Here is a 20,803-nt window from a genome sequence, read left to right on the forward strand (position 1 = left end):
CCTGCGCTGAACTCTGGCGAAATTACATGTTCGGATAATTGGGGCCACCACCACCCTCAGGCGTGACCCATTCAATATTCTGGGTCGGGTCCTTGATGTCGCAGGTTTTGCAATGCACGCAATTCTGCGCGTTGATTTGCAATTTCGGCTCGGCGCCGTCCTCTTCGACAAATTCATAAACACCCGCGGGGCAATAGCGCGCCTCCGGCCCGGCATAGAGCGGCAGGTTGATCCGCTCCGGCACGGTTTGGTCCTTCAGCACCAGATGGCAGGGTTGGTCTTCTTCGTGATTGGTGCCCGAAAGGAACACCGAAGACAGCCGGTCAAAACTGATGACGCCATCGGGTTTGGGATATTTGATCTTGGGATAAAGGTCTGCGCGCCCAGTGGCCGCCGCATCCGTTTTATGGCCCATGGTGAATGGCAGCCCGATCTTGAGCGTACGCATCCACATATCGATCCCGGCCAGCAATGTGCCCAGCGAACCGCCGAATTTCGCGACCATGGGCTGAACATTCTTCACCTTGGAAAGTTCATCCGCGATCCAGCTTGAGCGCAGAGCATCATCATAGGCAGCCAGCGTATCCTTCTCCCGCTCCGCGCTGATCGCGTCGCCGATGGATTCAGCCGCCAGCATGCCGCTCTTCATCGCCGTATGCGTGCCCTTGATCCGCGGCACATTCACAAAGCCAGCCGAACAGCCGATCAGTGCCCCTCCGGGGAAGGCCAGCTGCGGCACGGATTGCCAGCCGCCTTCATTGATCGCCCGCGCGCCATAGGAAACGCGCTTTCCGCCCTCCAGCACTTCGCGAATGGCCGGGTGCTGCTTCCAGCGCTGAAATTCCTCGAATGGCGAGACATGCGGATTGGCGTAATCAAGCGCCGTCACGAAACCGAGCGCGACCTGGCCATTCGCCTGATGATACAGGAAACCGCCGCCCCAGCTGTCGCTTTCCGACAAGGGCCATCCCTGCGTGTGAATGACGCGCCCCGGAACATGCTTATCAGCTGCGATGTCCCACAATTCCTTGATGCCCAGACCATAGACCTGCGGCTGACATTCCGCATCCAGCGCAAAATGGTTCTTCAGCCGTTTCGTCAGATGGCCGCGTGCACCCTCGGCAAACAGGGTATATTTCGCATGCAGTTCCATCCCCGGCTGATAATCCGGCTTATGCGATCCATCGGAGGCCACGCCCATATCCTGCGTCGCCACGCCCATCACGGCACCGTCATCATCGAACAGCACCTCGGAAGCCGGGAAGCCCGGAAAAATCTCTACGCCCATGCTCTCGGCCTTTTCCGCCATCCAGCGGGTGAGACTGGCAAGCGAACCGGTGTAATTGCCGTCATTGGACATGAACGGCGGCATCAACAGATGCGGCATTTCCGTCTTGCCACCTTGCGACAACATCCAGTGATGGTTTTCGGTCACGGGTGTTTCTGCCAGCGGGCAGCCATCCTGCCGCCAATCGGGCAGCAATTCATCCAGCGCGCGCGGATCGACCACTGCACCGGACAGAATATGCGCGCCCACTTCGGAGCCTTTTTCCAGAATGCAGACTTCAATCGCTTCATCGATCTGCTTCAGGCGGATCGCAGCGGCAAGCCCGGCGGGTCCAGCGCCAACAATAACCACGTCATACGGCATGGACTCACGTTCGGTCATTGTTGGGCCTCCTTTATCTTTCCGTTAATTTGGCCTTGATAGGACTACGTTCCAAGGTCAAGACCCGGAAAATGAACGTATCACCCAACCCTTCAATCGCCGAAGCGATCGGTTCCGCCTTCGAATGGTGGAAGGAAGCCGGGCTGACCAATGCCATGGACGACACGGCTCAGCCGTGGATTACGGATGAGGAAGAGCCGACCGAACAGAAGCGCCCCGTCCGGGTAAAGAAGAAAAAGCCCGCCGAAACGCCTGTAATGCTGGGCGGAGACAGTGCCAACTGGCCAGACAGCCTGGAGGCATTTCAAAAATGGTGGGCGGCACCAGATTCGATCGCTGATGGTGGTACATATCCGCGCATTGCACCGTCAGGGTCAGCCAGGGCCCCGCTGATGATCATTGTCCCGGAACCCGAAAGTGAAGACAGTGATTTTTTACTGTCCGGGCCGCAGGGTCGGCTGATCGACAATATGCTGCTCTCGATGCAGCTCACCCGCGAGAATGTTTATCTGACGGCAGCCCTTCCCTGCCACATGCCATTTGCCGATTGGGACGATCTGAATAAACGCGGTCTCGGGCGAATTCTCGCATATCACATATCTCTGGCCCAACCGGAGCGGTTGCTTTTGCTTGGCAGGATCGTCCCGCCGCTTATCGGCCACGACCCGGCGCAATCAAACACCTTTTCCTATTCCAGTGAATTTCAAGACACGGCAATATCGTGTCTTGCAGGCAGAAGCCCTGAGCTATTGCTCAAACAGCCAAAACTTCGTGCGCGTTTGTGGAATCAATGGCTCGACTGGACAGGAGACGATCCGCCGTGAAAACACTGCTGCTGACAATCGCAGGATCTGGCCTCGCACTGCTGGCCCAGACCGCGCAGGCCCAGCCGACCCGTGAATATTTCGTTGCTCACGCCAATCAGAATGGCGCGCCGGAGCAGCTCAATCGCCGCGATCGCGAATATTACGATGCCCTTTTCACCGCAATCGACCGGCAGGACTGGAACCAGGTAGAAAGCCTGTTTGCGCAGCGCTCCGACGGCCCGCTGCATGCGGTGGCCCGCGCTGAATATTATCTGGCGGCCAATTCACCCCGCGTCGAACTTTCCGAAATCCAGCAATGGTTGTCCGAAGGGCGCAATCTGCCACAGGCCGCGCAACTTGGCCGACTTGGCGTGACCCGCGGCGCGGCAAGCCTGCCCGACTTGCCGAGAGAGCAGAGCTTTTCCTATCGCAGCGCACCGCCCAAACGGGTGCGCCCGAAACCCATTTCCGATGGCACCATGCCCGGATCGATCGCGTCGCAGATCCACGATCGGATCGTGAATGATGACCCCGATGGCGCACGCCAATTGCTCGACGGGATCGATTCATCGCTCAGCCGCGCCGCACGCGCCGAATGGCGTCAGCGGGTGGCATGGTCCTATTATATCGAGAATATGGACACCGAAGCGCTGGCCATGGCCCGAACGGTCAGCGCCGGTACCGGCCCGTGGGTGGCCGAAGGTGATTGGGTGGCAGGCCTCGCATCGTGGCGTCTGAACGATTGTGCCAGTGCCCTGCCTGCTTTTGAACGATCCGCATCGGGGGCAGATAATCAGGAATTGCGCTCCGCCGCCTATTATTGGGCCGCACGGAGTGCTCTGCGCTGCCGGATGCCAGACCGCAGCGTGGATTTGCTGTCTCGCGCCGCAGAAAATGACGAAACGCTTTATGGCATGCTGGCGGCCGAACAACTCGGTGCAGCTTTGCCCAATCGCGTTGAAACGCCAGAATTCACGCGCGACGACTGGAAGGAATTGCGTGATCTGGGCAATGTGCACATTGCCATTGCCCTCAATGAAATCGGGCGTGACAAACTGGCCAGCGAAGTTCTCCTGCATCAGGCAAAGATCGGTGATCCGCGTCAATATGGCGCTCTTTCCCGCCTTGCCCGGGATCTCGGCATGCCGTCCACCCAGCTTTACATGGCCTATAATGCGCCCGCTGGCACATCAGCCGATCCCGCCGTTCGCTATCCTGTACCGAAATGGAAACCCGTCACCGGATGGCAGGTCGATCCAGCATTGGCCTATGCTCACGCGTTGCAGGAATCCAATTTCCGGACCGCTGTGGTCAGCCCGGCGGCGGCAAAGGGGCTGATGCAGATTACGCCGATCACCGTTCGCGAACATGCGCCCGCACTCAAAATGAATGCCAGCCATGTCGATCTCACCGATCCGCAAGTCAATCTGGCCTTTGGTCAGCAAAATCTTGAAATGCTGCGCGATGCCTCCGCCACCAGCGGACAGCTGCCTAAAATCATGGCCGCCTATAACGCCGGCCTGTCCCCCGTGACCCGCTGGAACAGCGAGATCAACGATCAGGGCGACCCGCTGCTATATATGGAATCGATCCCTTATTGGGAAACGCGCGGCTATGTCGCCATCGTGATGCGCAATTACTGGATGTATGAACGGCAAGCCGATGCAACCTCCAGCAGCCGCCATGCCCTCGCCCAGAATGACTGGCCGCTTTTTCCGGATGCAGACGGGAATGGCCGTGTCTATATGTCGGCCGAAAGGAACAGCGACAGAAGGCGTAACTAAGTGGCAATCGACGAAGACAGACAATTCAAGCCCATCAATATTGCGCTGCTGACCGTTTCGGACACACGCGGCCCGGAGGATGACACTTCCGGCGATATCCTGGCCGAGCGCATTCAGAACGCCGGGCATACACTGGCCGCGCGCGCGATCGAGCGTGACGACAAGGACAGGCTGACCGCCCGGCTGCACACATGGATCGATGATCCCGATATTGATGCGATCATCAGCACCGGCGGCACCGGGCTGACGGGACGCGACATCACCCCCGAAGCGCTCGACCGGGTGAAGGAAAAGGACATTCCCGGCTTTGGCGAATTGTTTCGCTGGCTGAGTTACGGGACGATCGGCACCAGCACGGTGCAATCACGTGCCTGCGCGGTTCTCGCTCGCGGAACGTATATTTTCGCGCTGCCCGGATCGAATGGCGCGGTGAAAGATGGCTGGGACGGTATCCTTGCCGAACAGCTCGACAGTCGAAACCGCCCCTGCAACTTCGTTGAGCTGATGCCCCGCCTCAGGGAAGTCTGACATTTCATCTTCCGCTTCGTTTTCCCCTGCATCGCGATTATGATCCGATCAGGGGGAACGCGGCGTGATGAGCGAAACAGAAACAGCCGAACAGGCAGAAGAGAACGCAGGGACCAAATCGCCGGCGGGTAAAGGCTGGCGGCAGCTTGGCCCCGGCATCGTCGTTGCCGCAACCGGTGTTGGCGCGGGCGATCTGGTCGCGACGCTGATTGCCGGGTCGCGGTTTGGATATGCCCTGCTATGGGCCGCTATTCTTGGGTGCGCGGTCAAGATTGCCTTGTCCGAAGGTTCGGCCCGCTATCACCTTGCCACAGGCTCGACCATTCTGGCGGGGTGGCGCAGTCTGGGCCGCTGGACCGGGTGGTATTTCGGTATTTACGTCATCCTGTGGGGGTTCCTTTATGGCGCCACCGCGATGAGCGCCACCGCTCTGCCGCTGACCGCACTCTTTCCCATTCTCCCCCTGCAAGGCTGGGCCGTAATTACCGGACTCACTGGTTTTCTGTTCGTCTGGTTCAACAGCTACGAACGCTTCGAACAGGTCATCAAGGTGATGGTCGGTGTGATGTTTGTCATCATGATCGGCCTGGCCATCCTCGTTGCGCCCAGTCTGCCAGACATTCTGACCGGCCTCACCTTCGATCTGCCCGAGGGCGCGCTGTTTTACACGCTCGGTCTGATCGGCGGTGTTGGCGGCACTGTCACCACCGCAGCCTATGGCTATTGGGTGCAGACCAAGGGCTGGCGTGACCTTGGCTGGCTCCCCCTGATGCGGATCGACAATATCGTGGCCTATACCATCACCGGCCTGTTTGTGGTCGCAATGCTGATTGTCGGGGCGGAACTGCTTTATTCCTCCGCCATTGCGCTGGAATCGAGTGGAAGGGGGTTGCTCGGCCTGTCCGATGTGTTGGAAGCGCGATTCGGATCGACCGTGGCCACCTTGTTTCTCGTTGGCTTTGCCGCGACCGCGCTCAGTTCGGTTTTCGGCGTGTGGCACGGGATGAGCCTGTTCTTCGCGGACTGGTATTATCAGATGCGGGGGCAACCTACGGCAGTAGCCCCAGAAGGTAGCCCGGCCTTTCGCGCCTATCTGTTCTGGCTGACCTTTCCGCCCATGATCCTGTTACTGGCGGACCGGCCCTTTTTCCTGGTCATCACTTATGGTGCGTTCGGTGCTTTGTTTATGCCCTTTCTCGCCATCACTCTGCTGCTGCTCCTTAATTCTGACCGTGTTCCGGCGGAGGCCCGCAATGGCTGGCTCGCCAATTGCGTGCTGGCAGGATCGGCTTTGCTGTTCGCAGTGCTGGCGGTGCGACAGATCATGGATTTCATCGCTATCTGACGCAGATCCCTTGCGCATTTGTTCTTTATATGTTCCATATCATCCATGGCGATTCACCATGGCCGTGGGGCCACTCAGAATGCGGAAAGTACCCGCTTTCACCTCCCTGTCAGGGAGGATGATGGCGATTGGCTGGACGATGCAGAAATCGTGGATGGCCCGGCGTCCAAACTGCGCAGCACTGTCACTGAGGAAACATCGCGTTCGATCATTTCCTTCAACCAATCGCCCGATATCGGCTTCGACAGGTCTATCAATGCCTATCGTGGTTGTGAGCATGGCTGCATCTATTGCTTCGCCCGGCCCAGCCACGCCTATCACGATCTCTCCCCAGGGCTCGATTTTGAAACCAAGCTATTCGCAAAGCCCAAGGCAGCGGAGATATTGCGCAATACATTCGCCAAGGCTCAATATCAGCCTCGGCCTATTGCCATGGGCACCAACACCGATCCGTATCAGCCCATTGAGCGAACATACCGGATAACGCGGCAGATTCTCGAGACCTGTCTCGACGCACGGCATCCGGTAACAATCACCACCAAATCCGATCGGGTGCTGCGCGATCTCGACCTGCTGAGCGAACTCGCCGCGCGCAAACTGACGGCGGTTGCCATCTCGGTCACATCGCTCGATCCGAAACTTTCCGGTCTGCTGGAGCCACGCGCAGCATCGCCTGCGAAGCGTCTTGCCGCACTCGGCAAACTGGCCGAAGCGGGCATTCCCACCCATTGCTCCATCGCCCCGGTCATTCCTTCCATCACCGATGAATTCATGGAAGCAATCATCCGACAGGCCGGGGTGATGGGCGTCAAGTCAGCGGGTTGGATCCCCGTCCGACTGCCCTTTGAAGTGGCCCCATTATTCAAGGACTGGCTGGAAGAACATTTCCCTCAGCGGAAGGAGAAGGTCATGGCCATCATCCGTTCCATGCGCGACGGGCGGGACAATGACCCGGATTTCTATTCCCGAATGAAAGCGCAGGGCGTGTGGGCGGATCTGTTTCGCACCCGGTTTCAGCTCGCCTGCCGCAAGGCCGGACTTGATGGCAACCCGCGCTTCCATCTCGATTGCACCCAATTCCGCAAACCGGGTCCCAAGGGTCAGATGTGGCTGTTCTAAACCGCCTCTACACTCTCCTGCTGTCGAAAATCGGGCAATGAGCCAGCCAGTTCAGGCAACCAGACGCAGATTGGCCGCGCCGCGCCGGGTGGTCAGCGCGACATTGGTGAGCCCGTCAATTTCGGCCAGCTTTTCGGCCAGATGGCCATCCAGCTTGAAGCCGAGCCCGAGCCGCAGAAACGGGTCACTTTCGCCTTCGCCAACCAAAAGCCGCGCGATAACTTCCCCCTTACCTGCGCCCTTTTCACCTTCAACCAGCGCCAGTCGTAATTCCTGCAGCGCTTCCTCGCTCGCAATGTCCAGCTTCAACAGCATACGTGCGCTGTTGGTGACGTCGCTGAGCGCGCGTGCGCCGCGAATGGTCACGCGGGGTGGTTCTTCGGGACTGGGCGAATCCAGTTCCACATTCAGCAAAACGCAAGTGTTCTCACGGCCCCATTTGAGGAAGGAATCCACCAGACTTTCTTCAAAACAGGCCGCGCTGAAGCCGCCGCTGCTATCGGTGAAGTCAGCCCGCACGAAGTCTTTGCCCCTGCGCGTTGTGCCCTTGCTGGCGCTTTCGACCATCGCTGCCATCACGGCCTGCATGCGCCCTGCCGGGCCGCTGCCGCCCGCCATCAGGCTGGCATAGCTGCGCGCACCATTGGATGACGCAACCGCGCGAAATTCTTCCACGGGGTGGGCCGCAAAATAGAAACCGAACACGTCCTTCTCGGTCGCCATCTGGTCGTTGCGGCTCCAGGGCTCCGCATCAACCAGGCGCAGTGCGGGTTCGACATGATCATCCCCGCCAAACAGCCCCACCTGCCCGCTTGCACGGTCGCGGACGGATGCTTCTGCGACGGCCAGCAGCATCTCCGCATTGGCCATCACCTTTGCGCGGTTGGGCTCCATGGAACCAAAGGCACCGGCCCCCGCAAGTCCTTCCATCTGTCGCCGGTTCATGCAGCCTTGCGGCATACGGCGGAACAGATCTTCCAGATTTTCGAATCTGCCGTTCTTCTCCCGCTCGGCCACCACGGCTTCCATCGCCTTTTCACCGACATTGCGAATGCCGGCCAGTGCATAGCGGACCGCATGGCCTGTCTCGGTCTGTTCGACGGAAAATTCCGCTTCGCTCGCATTCAGATCCGGTCCGCGCAATGCGATGTCATTTTTGCGCATATCGTCGACAAAGATCGCCAGCTTTTCCGACTGATGCATGTCGAAACACATGGACGCGGCGTAGAATTCTTCCGGGTAATGCGTCTTCACCCATGCCGTCTGATAGGACAGCAGTGCATAGGCCGCAGCGTGCGATTTGTTGAAACCATAGCCGGCAAATTTATCGATCAAGTCGAACAGCTCGTTCGCCTTGCCCTTTTCGATACCTGAAACTTCCTTGCAGCCATCCGTGAAACGCACGCGCTGTTTATCCATTTCAGCCTGGATCTTCTTACCCATAGCCCGGCGCAGCAAGTCGGCATCACCCAGTGAATAGCCAGCCAGGATCTGCGCCGCCTGCATCACCTGTTCCTGATAAACGAAGATGCCGTAGGTTTCCTCCAGAATACCCGCCAGCTTCTCATGCGGATATTCAATCGCAACTTCGCCATTCTTACGTTTGCCGAAGAGCGGGATGTTATCCATCGGGCCCGGGCGATAGAGCGAAACCAGTGCGATAATATCTTCGAATTTGGTCGGTTTCACCGCCGCCAGCGTGCGCCGCATCCCTTCGGATTCCAGCTGGAACACACCGACCGTGTCGCCGCGCTTCAGCAGCGCGAAGACGTCGGGATCATCCAGCGGCAACAGACTGAGATCAACCTCGATCGAGCGCCGCGCCAGCAGGTCGACCGCTTTGCGCAAGACCGACAGCGTCTTGAGGCCGAGAAAGTCGAATTTGACCAGACCCGAATCCTCGACATGTTTCATGTCGAATTGCGTCACCGGCATGTCCGAGCGCGGATCGCGGTACAGCGGCACAAGCTGCGACAATGGCCGGTCACCAATCACCACGCCGGCAGCATGGGTGGAGGAATTGCGCGGAAAACCTTCCAGCTTCTTCGCCAGATCGACGAGGCGCTTTACCTCATTGTCATTGTCATATTCGCGCCTGAAATCCGCCTCGCCATTCAGCGTGCGCTCCAACGTCCACGGGTCAGTCGGATGGTTGGGAACCATCTTGGTCAGCCGGTCCACCTGACCATAGGGCATTTGCAGGATGCGCCCGCAATCGCGCAGCACGGCGCGCGCTTTCAGCTTACCGAAGGTGATGATCTGCGCCACATGATCATGGCCATATTTGTTCTGCACATAGCGGATCACTTCACCGCGCCGCGTTTCGCAGAAGTCGATATCGAAGTCGGGCATCGACACACGTTCCGGGTTCAGGAAGCGCTCGAAGAGCAGCCCCAGCCTGATCGGATCAAGATCGGTAATCGTCAGCGCCCAAGCGACCAGCGAGCCCGCGCCCGAACCACGGCCCGGCCCGACCGGGATACCCTGAGCCTTGGCCCATTTGATGAAGTCAGCAACGATCAGGAAGTAGCCGGGAAACCCCATACCGATGATGATATCGATTTCGTATTCGAGGCGCTTTTCATAGGTTTCGCGCTCTTCATCACTCATCTCTTCATACAAAGAGAGCCGCGCGGCGAGCCCGTGCCGCGCATCATTGGCGAGCGCGATTTCTTCACCCTTCAAATCACCGGCGAGGCTGGGCAGGATCGGTGCGCGTTTAGGCGGCGCAAAAGCGCAGCGCTGCGCTACGACCAGCGTGTTGGCCATGGCTTCCGGACAATCGGCGAACAGCTCCTCCATCATCTCCGCATTCTTGATGTAGGCATCAGGCAGGGAGCGGAGACGGTCGGAGGTATCGATATGCGTTGAATGGGCAATGCACAGCATCGCGTCATGCGCGGAATGCATATGCGGTTCATCGAAGTTGGCCGGGTTGGTGGCGACCAGCGGCAGATCATGCCGATATGCCAGCTCTATCAAATCTTCTTCAGCGGCATCTTCGGTGTCATTGTAGCGCCGCGACAATTCGACATAGAGCCTGTCCGGAAACTGCCCCTTCAGAAATTCCAGCATCCGTTCGGCGCGCTGCGGTTTCTGATCCGCGAGCAACCGTGTCACCGCGCCTTCACCCGCCCCGGTAAGCGCGATCAGACCGTCCGTGCGGCCTTCAAGCTCAGGGTAAAGGACATGCGGTTCCAGCTCCAGCGGGCGGTCGAGATGCGCACGGCTGACCAGATGACAGAGGTTGTTCCAACCATCCTCATTTTGCGCATAGAGCGGGATATAATCGATCGGCGCGCCATCTCCTTCGGAAATGCCGAGCAAAGTGCCGACAATCGGCTGCACGCCTTCCGCACGGCAGGCAGCCGCAAAGGCAACGGTGCCATACAGACCGTTGCGGTCGCAAATTGCGATGGCGGGGAAGCCCTTTTCCTTGGCGGTCTTGGCGATCTGCTTGGGATCAATCGCCGCTTCCAGCAGGGAATAGGACGACAGGACTCGCAGCGGGACAAACGGGGCATAGGGCATGATGCCATTTTGCGCCCCGCACCCCGCGCAATCAAGTCACATCGGGGTGCAATCTGGGGACAGCGACCTGCTTAGCCAGGAAAATCAGGATGGGCAGCCAGAGCCATGATCTCACTAATATCCAGCCGGTGATCACCCGCCTTCTGGATCACATATTGGCTGCGCTCACTTTCAGGCAGCTTGCTGACATAGGCGACCATCTCGGCCAGGGTACCGCGGCGAAGTGCTTTCATGCCATCCAGCAGGCCCTGACCGTCTTCATTCATGTGGACAGCCGCGCGATCATCCCATTCGATGGAATCCGATGCGCTCAGCGCTGCTTTATAGGTGCTGGGATGGTCACTCATGTCTGTTTCTCCTTCTTGCCGGAACGCGCAAAATCAAGGCGCGGGACCGAACTTAAATCAAAATACCTTCATGCAGGCGGACAACACGGTCCATGCGCTGCGCCAGGCGTTCATTATGGGTTGCGATCAAAGCGGCACTGCCCTGCCCGCGAACCAGTTCAAGAAACTGTTCCAGTACTTTATCGGCCGTTGCTTCGTCCAGATTGCCCGTTGGCTCGTCCGCCAGCACCAGATGCGGCCGGTTGGCAAGCGCGCGCGCCACCGCCACGCGTTGCTGTTCACCGCCAGAAAGCTGGCTCGGGCGATGCTCCAGCCGCTGCCCCAAACCAAGTGCAGACAGCAGGGATTTTGCGCGTTCATCCGCATCCGCGCGGCTGACACTGGCGACCAGCAGAGGAAGGACAACATTTTCCTGCGCTGTAAAATCGGCCAGCAAATGGTGAAACTGATAGACAAAGCCCAGATGGTCGCGCCGCAACCGGGTGCGGTCATCACCGGACAATCTGCTGGCATCATTACCGGCGATTTCGATTCGGCCGCCAAATCCCCCTTCGAGCAAGCCAACCGCTTGCAACATGGTGGATTTACCCGAGCCGGAGGGGCCGAGCAGCGCAACGATTTCACCGGGCCGAACATCGAGATCAATCCCGCGCAGCACGTCGATGCGCACCCCGCCTTGTTCAAAACTGCGGGTGAGACTTTTCAGGCGGACAACGGAATCACTCATAGCGCAGAACCTGTACCGGATCGGTGCTCGCAGCCTTCAGTGCCGGATAAAGAGTTGCCAGAAAACTGAGGATCAGGGCCAGCACCGTGATGGTGATGACTTCGGCGGGGTCGGTCTTTGACGGCAATTCGGTCAGGAAACGAATTTCCGGATTCCACAGGCTCTGCCCGGTGACGAGTTCCATGAAATGGACGATCGATTGACGGAAAAACAGCACGATAAAGCCCAGCCCCAAGCCGGCGCCGGTGCCGATGGCACCAATCGTAAAGCCGGTAGTCACGAAGATTTTCAGCAGACTGCGCCGCGTGGCCCCCATCGTTCGCATGATCGCAATATCGCGGGTCTTGGCGCGGACCAGCATGATCAGCGAGGACAGGATATTGAACACAGCCACCAGCACGATGATCGACAGCACGAAGAACATGGCCACGCGCTCTACTTCCAGCGCCTCGAACAAGGATGAATTAATCGTGCGCCAGTCGGAAATGACCGCCCGCCCGCCAAGCTTGCGCTTCAGCGGAGCCAGCGTTTCACCGACCGTATCCGGATCGGTGGTCTTTACTTCGATCATGCCGACCGTGTCGCCAATCAGGAGCAAGGTTTGCGCATCCTCCATCGGCATGACCACGAAGGCCTGATCGTAATCATAGACCCCGATCTCGAATATTGCGGAGACGGTGTAGCCGATTTGCCGTGGTACCGTGCCGAAGGGGGTCGATCGCCCCAGAGGATTGATGATCGTAATCGTATCCCCCACACGCAATCCCAGATTCATGGCAAGGCGCGAACCGATGGCGACATTGTTGGCTTCAGGCTTCAGCGCATTGATATCGCCGGAGACGACATTCGGACGCAGTCGTTCGATATCCTCCGCCGTATTGCCGCGCACCAGGACAGCTTCAACGCGGCCGTTGAAGCTGCCGAGCAAAGGCTGTTCGATCAGCGGAGAGGCGCGCACCACACCTTTTGTTTCACGCACGTCTTCGAGCACGTCGCGCCAGTCATCCAGCCGGCCGCCATAGGCCTGAATGATCGCATGGCCATTCAGGCCAACGATCTTGTCAAGCAATTCGGCCCGGAAGCCGTTCATAACGCTCATTACAATGACGAGCGCCGCCACGCCCAGCATGACTGCGGCGAGGCTGATGCCGCCAACCAGAGTGATAAACGCTTCGCCCCGACCGGGGAGCATGTAGCGCTTGGCGATGGTCCATTCGAAAGGGGAGAGGATCAAGCGATTGGCTTTTCTTTATTCCTGTGCAGAACCCGCGATGTAGGCGTGCATAGCAGCCGAAGCAACCAATTTGCCTTCCTCGGGTCGCTAGAGCGCTCCGCGCCCACAAAAAAGGCCGGCCCATTTACGGGCCGGCCCATTCTTGTATCAAAAGCAAGGCAAGATCAGGCGGGAATATCGCCGATCAGAGCCTTCTTCTCCATGAATTCCTCCAGCCCGAATTTGCCGAATTCGCGGCCATTGCCGGACTGTTTGTAACCACCAAAGGGCGAGGCGAAATCAAGCCCGCCCGAATTGATGAACACCGAACCCGCGCGAATTCTCGGCGCAACCTTGACCGCAAGGCTGGGATCACCGGCGATGTAAGCGCCAAGACCATAAGGCGTGTCATTCGCGATCTCGACCGCCTCATCCACGTCGTCATAAGGGATAACCACAAGGACCGGGCCGAAGATTTCCTCCCTCGCCGGGGTCATGTCATTGCTGACATTGGCGAGGATGGTCGGCTGAACATAATAGCCCTTCTCCAGACCTTCAGGACGGCCCAGGCCGCCCGTTGCAACAGTGGCGCCTTCCTTGATGCCCGCTTCGATCAGATTCTGAATCTTGTCATACTGGGCTTTATTCACCACCGGCCCGATATGATCGCCTTCCTTCGACGGATCGGCCACGGCTTTCGAGCCGAAAATATCGGCCAGCATCTTCACCGCATCATCATATTGATCCTTCTGGATCAGGAACCGGGTCGGCGCGACGCAGCTCTGGCCCGAATTGAGCAACATCCCGCCTGCACCGGCAGGCAATGCCTTGTCCAGCGGTGTGCCCGGCAAAACGATGAAGGGTGATTTACCGCCCAATTCCTGATGCACGCGCTTCACCGTGTCGGCAGCATTCTTCGCAACCTGAATCCCGGCGCGGGTCGAACCGGTGAAGGAAATCATGTCGATACCAGGGTGCTGCGCCAGTGCGGTTCCGACACCCGGACCATCGCCCTGCACCAGATTGAATACACCGGCCGGAACACCCGCTGCATCCAACACTTCAGCAAAGATCTGCGCCGACCCGGGCGTTTGTTCGGAGGGCTTCAGGATGACGCAATTGCCCGCCGCGATTGCGGGGGCAACCTTCGCCACGATCTGATTCATCGGCCAATTCCAGGGGGTGATGAGCGCCACGATACCCGCGGCTTCAAACATCACTCGGTTGTCACCGGTTGATTCCACCATTTCGAAATTTTCAAGCGCGTTGATCGTCGAGGCAATATGCCCAAGTCCGGCGCCGGACTGGGCCGTGCTGGACGTGTTGATCGGGCAGCCCATTTCCTCGGTAATCGCCTGAGCGATATCCGGCACACGCTTGGCATATTCGTCCTGAATGCGTTTCAGCAGAGCGAGCCGCTCTTCCTTGGTGCTCTGCGAATAACTCGGGAAAGCCTGCTTTGCCGCCTGAACTGCCTTGTCCACGTCACCGGCAGTCCCCATCACCACTTCGCTAACCGCGTCTTCGGTTGCAGGATTGATAACGGTGCGCGTTTCCGAGCCTTCGGAATCGACCCAATGGCCACCAATATAATGCTGGAGATACTTGTTCATGTGACAACCTCAATTGCTGGAATCTGTATGTTACGCGACCCATATGGGTGTGTGGCAACAATCCACCAGACCCTTTTGTTGATTTTGTCCTAAATCAAGCTCTATCCACCGCGCAAGAGCTGAACGCCCCAATCGCGTTCAAACAAATAGAGCAGCAATCGTGCTGCGGTGCCGCGATCGCTATCCAGCCCTCCATCACGTTCCACCAGCAATCTGGCATCATCATGCGCCACTGGCAGAAGCCGCTGAATTTGTTCGAGATCCGCAACATTGAACGGGCTATCACCCGATTGCCTTGTGCCCAGCAACTCGCCACCACCGCGCAGCCGCAAATCTTCTTCGGCCAGACGGAAGCCATCCTGCGTTTCACGCATCAGCGCCAGGCGTTGCCGCCCTGTTTCAGACACTTGCTCTCCGCGCATCAGCAGACAGACCGATTTTTCGCTGCCCCGTCCGACGCGTCCGCGCAGCTGGTGAAGCTGCGCCAGTCCGAAACGCTCCGCCTGTTCGATCACCATCAGCGTCGCGTTGGGAACATCGACCCCAACCTCAATCACCGTGGTGGCGACCAGCAATTTTGCCTCTCCGGCGGAGAAGCGAGCCATCGCCGCGTCTTTTTCGTCGCCCTTCATCTGGCCATGCACCAGCACGACATCATCACCCAGCCGCGCCTTCAGACCCTTATAGCGCTCCTCCGCCGCGGCCAGATCGGCATTCTCATTTTCATGCACCATCGGGCACACCCAATAGGCCTGCTGACCCGTGGCAAAGTGCCGTTCTAGCCCCGCCACAACATCGGCAAAACGCTCGGTCGATATGACGCGCGTATCAATCGCCTGCCGGCCCGGCGGCAATTCATCGAGGCGCGAAACGTCCATTTCGCCATATTCGGCCAATGTCAGCGTTCGCGGAATGGGCGTGGCGGTGGTGGCCAGACAATGCGGCGTTACCCGCCCCTTCTTCGTCAGCATCAGCCGTTGCCCCACACCGAAGCGATGCTGTTCATCGATCACCACCAGCGCCAGATTACGATACTGGACCGCATCCTGAAAAATCGCATGGGTGCCGACGACAATATCGATGGACCCGTCGACCAGCCCCATCAGAATACTCTCGCGCTGGCGCCCCTTATCCCGCCCGGTGAGGAGCGCGATTTCCACCCCGGTTGGCTTCGCCATCTTGCGCAGAGTTTCAAAATGCTGCCGCGCCAGAATTTCAGTCGGGGCCAGCATCGCGCCCTGCGCGCCAGCTTCCACCGCGATCAGCAAGGCTTCGAGCGCCACCACGGTCTTGCCTGAACCGACATCCCCCTGCAGCAGGCGCAACATGGGTGAGGCTTGCGCCAGATCGCCCGCGATTTCATCAATTGAACGCTGCTGCGCGCCGGTCAGGGCGAAGGGCAATTGCAGCTTGTCACGCAAATGGCCATCACCTTGCAGCATCTGCCCTCTACGCTGACGATTATCGGCCCGGACCAGCATCAGGGCCAGACTGTTGGCCAGCAATTCATCATAGGCCAGCCGATCGCGCGCGGCGGCATCTTCTGCCTTATGCGCGCGCAGCACGGCTTCATTCCAGTCGGGCCAGCCGTGCTTTTGCTTCACCCCCGGTTCGATCCATTCGGGAAGCTCGGGCAAATCCGCCCTCGCCTGCGCAACGAGCCCGCCCATACGTGGCTGCGTCAGACCTTCGGCCAGGGGATAGACCGGCTCCATCCGCTTGCCCATGACATCCGAGCTCTCGCTCGCCACGTGATCGGGATGCACGAGTTGCAGCATCTGGCCATATTGGTCGAGCCTTCCGGCAACCCAGCGCTTCTCCCCCACCGGCAGCTGCTTTTTGGCGGTATAGGATGCGCGGCCGAAATAGGTCAGCGCGCAGATATTACCCGCCTCGTCCTGCGCCATCACGCGGTAAGGCCCGCGCCCGCCGCTGGCCTTATGCTCTGTCGGCGTCAGGGCGATGATGATCTGTTCCCCCACCGTGGCATCATCCAGAGTCGCGGCCACATGGCGCTGCACGAAACGGTCAGGCAGGTGATACAATACATCGCGCAGCCGCGTCAGCCCCAGCTTTGCCAGGGGTTTGCGCAGTTTCGGCCCCACTCCATCGAGGCTTTCCATATCGGCGAAAAGGGGGTTCAGGATCTCGGGCCGCATGGCTGCACCATATAGCCGCTTGCACCGCAATGGCGAGTGGCTTACCGCGCCCAGCATGTCCGAGAGCACACAGATGCCCGATTACGCGACCCGTATCGCCCGTTGCCGCTTTCGCGCCTGGCACCGGGGAACGCGTGAAGCCGATTTCATGATCGGCGGTTATTTTGACCGCTATCATCCTGAATGGTCAGAGAAAGAAATCCTCTGGTTTGAAACATTGCTGGATGAAAATGATGTCGACATCATGGCCTGGGCGTTGGGCGTCCAGCCTTCTCCCCCGCTTTATGATGGCCCGATGATGGAGGCACTGAAACGCCTCGATTATATCGAGATCAGACAATAACGCCCCCATTCGATCCCTGAACGGCCTGCTCTGACCGGCCCTTTCCGGAACAGTCAGGCTCTGCGCGGTTTTTAATCCCCATGCCCGATCTCTCCCATATTCTGCAGGCCAGTCAGCCACTCACTCTCGCCTCCGTTGCACGCGGGGCGCAGCCGCTCGTGCTCGCCGATCTGGCGCGTGCAGCCAAGGGCCGGGCCGTTTTCATCGCGCCGGACGAACAGGCCATGCGCGCCATTTCAGACGCCGCGGCCTATTTCGCGCCTGAGATAGATGTGATTGAGCTGCCCGCGTGGGATTGCCTGCCCTATGACCGGGCCAGCCCGGCTTTGTCGGTCTCCTCCCACCGCCTGGCCGCCTTGCACCGGTTGCAGGCTGGCAAGACCAGTGCGCAATTGCTGGTCACTACGGTCAATGCGATTACTCAGCGCGTGCTCACCCCCTTCCGCATTCGGGAAAGCGTACGCGAGCTGAAACCGGGGACGATCATCGGGCATGAAAGCCTGATCGCGCTGCTCCGCCGTCAAGGCTATACGCGGGTCGACACGGTGGTCGATGCCGGGGACTTCGCCGTTCGCGGTTCCATATTCGATATTTACCCCTCGGGTCTCGATCAGGGGCTGCGGCTGGATTTCTTCGGCGATGAGCTTGAAAGTCTGCGCCTGTTCGACACCAGCACGCAGCGCACGACCGCCACGATCGACAGCCATTTGCTCCTGCCCGCCAGCGAAGCGCTGCTGGATGAGGAATCGATCAAGCGGTTCCGTAGCCACTACCGCGAAAAATTCGGCGCCACCGCCACCGGCGATCCGCTCTATCAGGCGGTCAGCGACGGTCGGCGGCTGGCCGGGATGGAGCATTGGCTACCGCTGTTCGAAGACAAGCTGTCCACCCTGTTTGATCATCTCTCCGCCGATGATGTGATCATTATCGACAATGGGGCGATGCAGGCAGGTGAAGAACGGTTTGCCGATATTGCGGATTACAGGCAGCAACGCGCCGAAACTGCCGGGCAAGCGGCGGGGTCTTATCGCCCGCTGGAAACCAGCGCACTTTATCTGGAGCCGAAGGAGTTCGCCTCCAAAATCGCGACATGGCCCGTTCACCGTACCGGCATTTTTGCCGAGCCGGAAAGCGAACGGGTGGTCGATTTCGGTTTCAAATCGTCGCGTGATTTCACGCCGGAGCGCTCTCAGGGCGCCAATATCTATGAAGCGGCAGCAAAATATCTGAAAGGCATCGGCGTTCAGGGACGCAAGCCGCTCTTCGCCGCTTATTCCAACGGTTCGCGCAGCCGCATCGTCTCGATTTTGGAAGAAGCAGGCACGCCGCTGGCGCTGGTCGATAGCTGGCAGGAGGCGCTCGGTGCCTCGGCAAAGGGTAAGGCTGCGGCCATGATCCTGCCGCTTGATAGCGGCTTTGCCAATGACGAGCTGGAAGTCGTCACCGAACAGGATCTGCTGGGGGACCGGTTGGTCCGCCGCCGCAAGAAAAAGAAGGATTCCGACGCCTTTCTTGCCGAGTTGCAGGCACTGAGCCGCGGCGATCTGGTGGTTCATCTCGATCACGGCATCGGCAAATATCTGGGTCTTGAACCGATTTCTGTCGGCAAGAGCCAGCATGATTGCGTCATGCTGGAATATGCAGGCGGGGATAAGCTTTATATCCCGGTCGAAAATATCGACGTCCTCTCCCGCTATGGTTCCAGCGAAGAAGGCGTCGGGCTGGACCGGCTGGGCGGTGAAGCCTGGCAACGGCGCCGCGCGAAACTGAAAGAGCGTATTCAGGCTATTGCCGGAGAATTGCTCAAGACCGCTGCGCAGCGCGCCCTGAAACATGCCCCCGTGATCCAGCCGGATGAAAGCTCCTATAATCAATTCGTTGATCGCTTCCCATGGAGCGAAACGGAAGATCAGGAAAATGCCATCCATGATGTGATGGAGGATCTGGGCGACGGCAAGCCGATGGATCGCCTGATCTGCGGCGATGTAGGCTTTGGCAAAACAGAAGTCGCCCTGCGCGCGGCCTTCACCGCCGCGATGAGCGGGTATCAGGTGGTGATGATCGCCCCCACCACCCTGCTCGCGCGGCAGCACTACCAGAATTTCTGCGACCGCTTTGCCGGTTTCCCGCTGAATATCGGCCGCCTATCGCGCCTCGTTCCGCCCAAGGAAGCGAAGCAAACGCGTGATGCGCTGGAAGATGGCACGATGGATATCGTGGTCGGCACCCATGCGATTCTGTCCAAGGGCGTCAAATTCAACCGTCTGGGTCTGGTGATCGTGGACGAGGAACAGCGTTTTGGCGTGACGCATAAGGAAAAGCTGAAGCAGTTGCGTGCCGATGTGCATGTGCTCACCCTCACCGCCACCCCCATCCCGCGCACGCTGCAAATGGCGATGACGGGACTGCGCAACCTTTCCACCATCCAGACGCCGCCGGTCGACCGGCTGGCCGTGCGGACCTATGTGATGGAATGGGACGAGATGGTGATGCGTGAGGCCCTGCTGCGCGAACATCATCGCGGCGGGCAGAGCTTTATCATCGTGCCGCGTATTTCCGATATGCCCGAACTCGAAGAATGGCTCGGAAATACGGTGCCTGAAGTCAAAGCCGTCACGGCACATGGGCAAATGACACCGACCGAAGTGGAAGAGCGTATGAGCGCCTTCTACGAAAAGAAATATGACGTGCTGCTATCCACCACCATCGTTGAGAGTGGTCTGGATATTCCCTCTGCCAATACGATCATCATTCACCGCGCAGACCGGTTCGGTCTGGCGCAGCTCTATCAGCTGCGCGGGCGCGTGGGCCGCGCGAAACTGCGCGCTTATGCGTATCTGACGACGCCCAAGGATCAGGCCCTCTCCGAAGTCGCGGAGAAGCGGCTGAAAGTGCTTGGCGATCTCGACAGTCTGGGCGCCGGTTTCCAGCTCGCCAGCCATGACCTCGACATTCGCGGCGCGGGCAATCTGGTCGGGGACGAACAATCCGGCCATATCAAGGAAGTGGGCTTCGAGCTCTATCAATCGATGCTGGAAGACGCGATCATGGCGGTTAAGGCCGGTGATCAGGGTCTGGAACGCGATGAAACCGGCCTCTCACCTCAGATCACTGTCGATGCGCCGATCATGATTCCGGAAGACTACGTGCCTGATCTGGCCGTGCGCATGGCGCTCTATCGCCGCCTGAATGATGCCGGTAGCAAGTCCGAAATTGAGAGCATGGCCGCCGAAATGATCGACCGGTTCGGCCCCCTGCCCGACGCCACGGCCAATCTGGTCAGGCTGATAGAAATCAAGCATCAGGCGATCACCGCCCATATCGCCAAGATCGATGTCGGCGCACGCGGCACGCTGGTGACGTTCCATCAGGACGACTTCCCCGATCCAGCCGGGCTGATCGCCTATGTGGATCGGCTAAAGGGCACCGCCAAACTGCGGCCAGATATGAAGCTGGTGATCAACCGCGCATGGGGCGACCCGCAAAGCCGGCTCAATGGCCTGTATCAGCTAACCAAGGGCCTCGGTGCGATCGTCAAAAAGGCCAGGAAAGCGAAAGCAAAGGCGGAAGCGGGCTAGCCGTTCGCCTGCGCACTCTCCCGCATATCAGCGAGGCTGAA

General features: G+C 59.0%; 14 protein-coding genes. 7 read left to right on the forward strand and 7 right to left on the reverse strand.

Annotated elements, in window-relative coordinates; translation table 11 throughout:
- Positions 1-22 precede the first annotated feature (22 nt).
- Positions 23-1,669, reverse strand: coding sequence for an electron transfer flavoprotein-ubiquinone oxidoreductase (locus GRI91_RS09785; RefSeq protein WP_160736496.1), 1,647 nt, complete (start codon positions 1,667-1,669; stop codon positions 23-25).
- Between the two features lie 71 nt (positions 1,670-1,740).
- On the opposite strand from GRI91_RS09785, the gene GRI91_RS09790 reads away from it, so the two are divergent.
- From GRI91_RS09790 to GRI91_RS09810, 5 genes are all read left to right on the forward strand, one after another.
- Entirely contained in the window at positions 1,741-2,493 is a 753-nt protein-coding gene (locus GRI91_RS09790; RefSeq protein ID WP_160736497.1) for a uracil-DNA glycosylase family protein, read from the forward strand.
- Positions 2,460-4,259, forward strand: coding sequence for a lytic transglycosylase domain-containing protein (locus tag GRI91_RS09795; protein WP_160736498.1), 1,800 nt, complete (start codon positions 2,460-2,462; stop codon positions 4,257-4,259). The genes GRI91_RS09790 and GRI91_RS09795 overlap by 34 nt, the downstream gene beginning before the upstream one ends.
- On the forward strand, positions 4,260-4,787 hold the full coding sequence (moaB, locus tag GRI91_RS09800) for a molybdenum cofactor biosynthesis protein B (RefSeq protein ID WP_160736499.1): 528 nt from the start codon (positions 4,260-4,262) through the stop codon (positions 4,785-4,787).
- Positions 4,788-4,854: 67 nt separating this feature from the next.
- Complete coding sequence (locus GRI91_RS09805; RefSeq protein WP_160736500.1) at positions 4,855-6,132, forward strand: Nramp family divalent metal transporter; 1,278 nt, start codon at positions 4,855-4,857, stop codon at positions 6,130-6,132.
- A gap of 45 nt (positions 6,133-6,177) precedes the next feature.
- The gene (locus GRI91_RS09810; protein ID WP_160736501.1) at positions 6,178-7,251 is read left to right on the forward strand and encodes a PA0069 family radical SAM protein; all 1,074 of its coding nucleotides are present in this window, start codon (positions 6,178-6,180) and stop codon (positions 7,249-7,251) included.
- Between the two features lie 51 nt (positions 7,252-7,302).
- On the opposite strand, the gene dnaE is transcribed toward GRI91_RS09810, so the two are convergent.
- From dnaE to recG, 6 genes are all read right to left on the reverse strand, one after another.
- Positions 7,303-10,782, reverse strand: a complete 3,480-nt coding sequence (dnaE, locus tag GRI91_RS09815) for a DNA polymerase III subunit alpha (RefSeq protein WP_160736502.1) — start codon at positions 10,780-10,782, stop codon at positions 7,303-7,305.
- Between the two features lie 71 nt (positions 10,783-10,853).
- Complete coding sequence (locus tag GRI91_RS09820; protein ID WP_160736503.1) at positions 10,854-11,129, reverse strand: hypothetical protein; 276 nt, start codon at positions 11,127-11,129, stop codon at positions 10,854-10,856.
- Between the two features lie 52 nt (positions 11,130-11,181).
- Entirely contained in the window at positions 11,182-11,856 is a 675-nt protein-coding gene (locus GRI91_RS09825) for an ABC transporter ATP-binding protein (RefSeq protein WP_160736504.1), read from the reverse strand.
- Positions 11,849-13,090 carry a lipoprotein-releasing ABC transporter permease subunit gene (locus GRI91_RS09830; RefSeq protein WP_160736505.1) on the reverse strand — a complete coding sequence of 414 codons (1,242 nt, stop codon included), beginning with the start codon at positions 13,088-13,090 and terminating at the stop codon, positions 11,849-11,851. Before GRI91_RS09830 ends, GRI91_RS09825 begins: the two co-directional genes overlap by 8 nt.
- A gap of 164 nt (positions 13,091-13,254) precedes the next feature.
- On the reverse strand, positions 13,255-14,682 hold the full coding sequence (locus GRI91_RS09835; protein ID WP_160736506.1) for an aldehyde dehydrogenase family protein: 1,428 nt from the start codon (positions 14,680-14,682) through the stop codon (positions 13,255-13,257).
- A 101-nt stretch (positions 14,683-14,783) separates the two neighbouring features.
- Positions 14,784-16,841, reverse strand: coding sequence for an ATP-dependent DNA helicase RecG (gene recG / locus GRI91_RS09840; protein ID WP_160736507.1), 2,058 nt, complete (start codon positions 16,839-16,841; stop codon positions 14,784-14,786).
- 73 nt (positions 16,842-16,914) lie between these two features.
- On the opposite strand from recG, the gene GRI91_RS09845 reads away from it, so the two are divergent.
- Both GRI91_RS09845 and mfd read left to right on the forward strand, forming a co-directional pair.
- Positions 16,915-17,184 carry an FAD assembly factor SdhE gene (locus tag GRI91_RS09845; protein WP_160736767.1) on the forward strand — a complete coding sequence of 90 codons (270 nt, stop codon included), beginning with the start codon at positions 16,915-16,917 and terminating at the stop codon, positions 17,182-17,184.
- Positions 17,185-17,264: 80 nt separating this feature from the next.
- Positions 17,265-20,762 (forward strand): transcription-repair coupling factor, encoded by a 3,498-nt coding sequence (gene mfd / locus GRI91_RS09850; RefSeq protein ID WP_160736508.1) that lies wholly within the window; start codon positions 17,265-17,267, stop codon positions 20,760-20,762.
- Positions 20,763-20,803 lie beyond the last annotated feature (41 nt).

Origin of the sequence: Altericroceibacterium endophyticum (assembly GCF_009827595.1) — a bacterium.
Lineage (GTDB): Bacteria > Pseudomonadota > Alphaproteobacteria > Sphingomonadales > Sphingomonadaceae > Altericroceibacterium > Altericroceibacterium endophyticum.

Excerpts from the sequence above, each read along its gene's own strand:
- GRI91_RS09820 (WP_160736503.1), bottom strand. The coding sequence starts at position 11,129 with ATGAGTGACCATCCCAGCACCTATAAAGCAGCGCTGAGCGCATCGGAT.
- GRI91_RS09790 (WP_160736497.1), top strand. The coding sequence starts at position 1,741 with ATGAACGTATCACCCAACCCTTCAATCGCCGAAGCGATCGGTTCCGCC.
- GRI91_RS09825 (WP_160736504.1), bottom strand. The coding sequence starts at position 11,856 with ATGAGTGATTCCGTTGTCCGCCTGAAAAGTCTCACCCGCAGTTTTGAA.
- GRI91_RS09845 (WP_160736767.1), top strand. The coding sequence starts at position 16,915 with ATGCCCGATTACGCGACCCGTATCGCCCGTTGCCGCTTTCGCGCCTGG.
- GRI91_RS09795 (WP_160736498.1), top strand. The coding sequence starts at position 2,460 with ATGGCTCGACTGGACAGGAGACGATCCGCCGTGAAAACACTGCTGCTG.
- GRI91_RS09805 (WP_160736500.1), top strand. The coding sequence starts at position 4,855 with ATGAGCGAAACAGAAACAGCCGAACAGGCAGAAGAGAACGCAGGGACC.
- dnaE (WP_160736502.1), bottom strand. The coding sequence starts at position 10,782 with ATGCCCTATGCCCCGTTTGTCCCGCTGCGAGTCCTGTCGTCCTATTCC.
- recG (WP_160736507.1), bottom strand. The coding sequence starts at position 16,841 with ATGCGGCCCGAGATCCTGAACCCCCTTTTCGCCGATATGGAAAGCCTC.
- mfd (WP_160736508.1), top strand. The coding sequence starts at position 17,265 with ATGCCCGATCTCTCCCATATTCTGCAGGCCAGTCAGCCACTCACTCTC.
- GRI91_RS09835 (WP_160736506.1), bottom strand. The coding sequence starts at position 14,682 with ATGAACAAGTATCTCCAGCATTATATTGGTGGCCATTGGGTCGATTCC.
- GRI91_RS09810 (WP_160736501.1), top strand. The coding sequence starts at position 6,178 with ATGGCGATTCACCATGGCCGTGGGGCCACTCAGAATGCGGAAAGTACC.
- GRI91_RS09785 (WP_160736496.1), bottom strand. The coding sequence starts at position 1,669 with ATGACCGAACGTGAGTCCATGCCGTATGACGTGGTTATTGTTGGCGCT.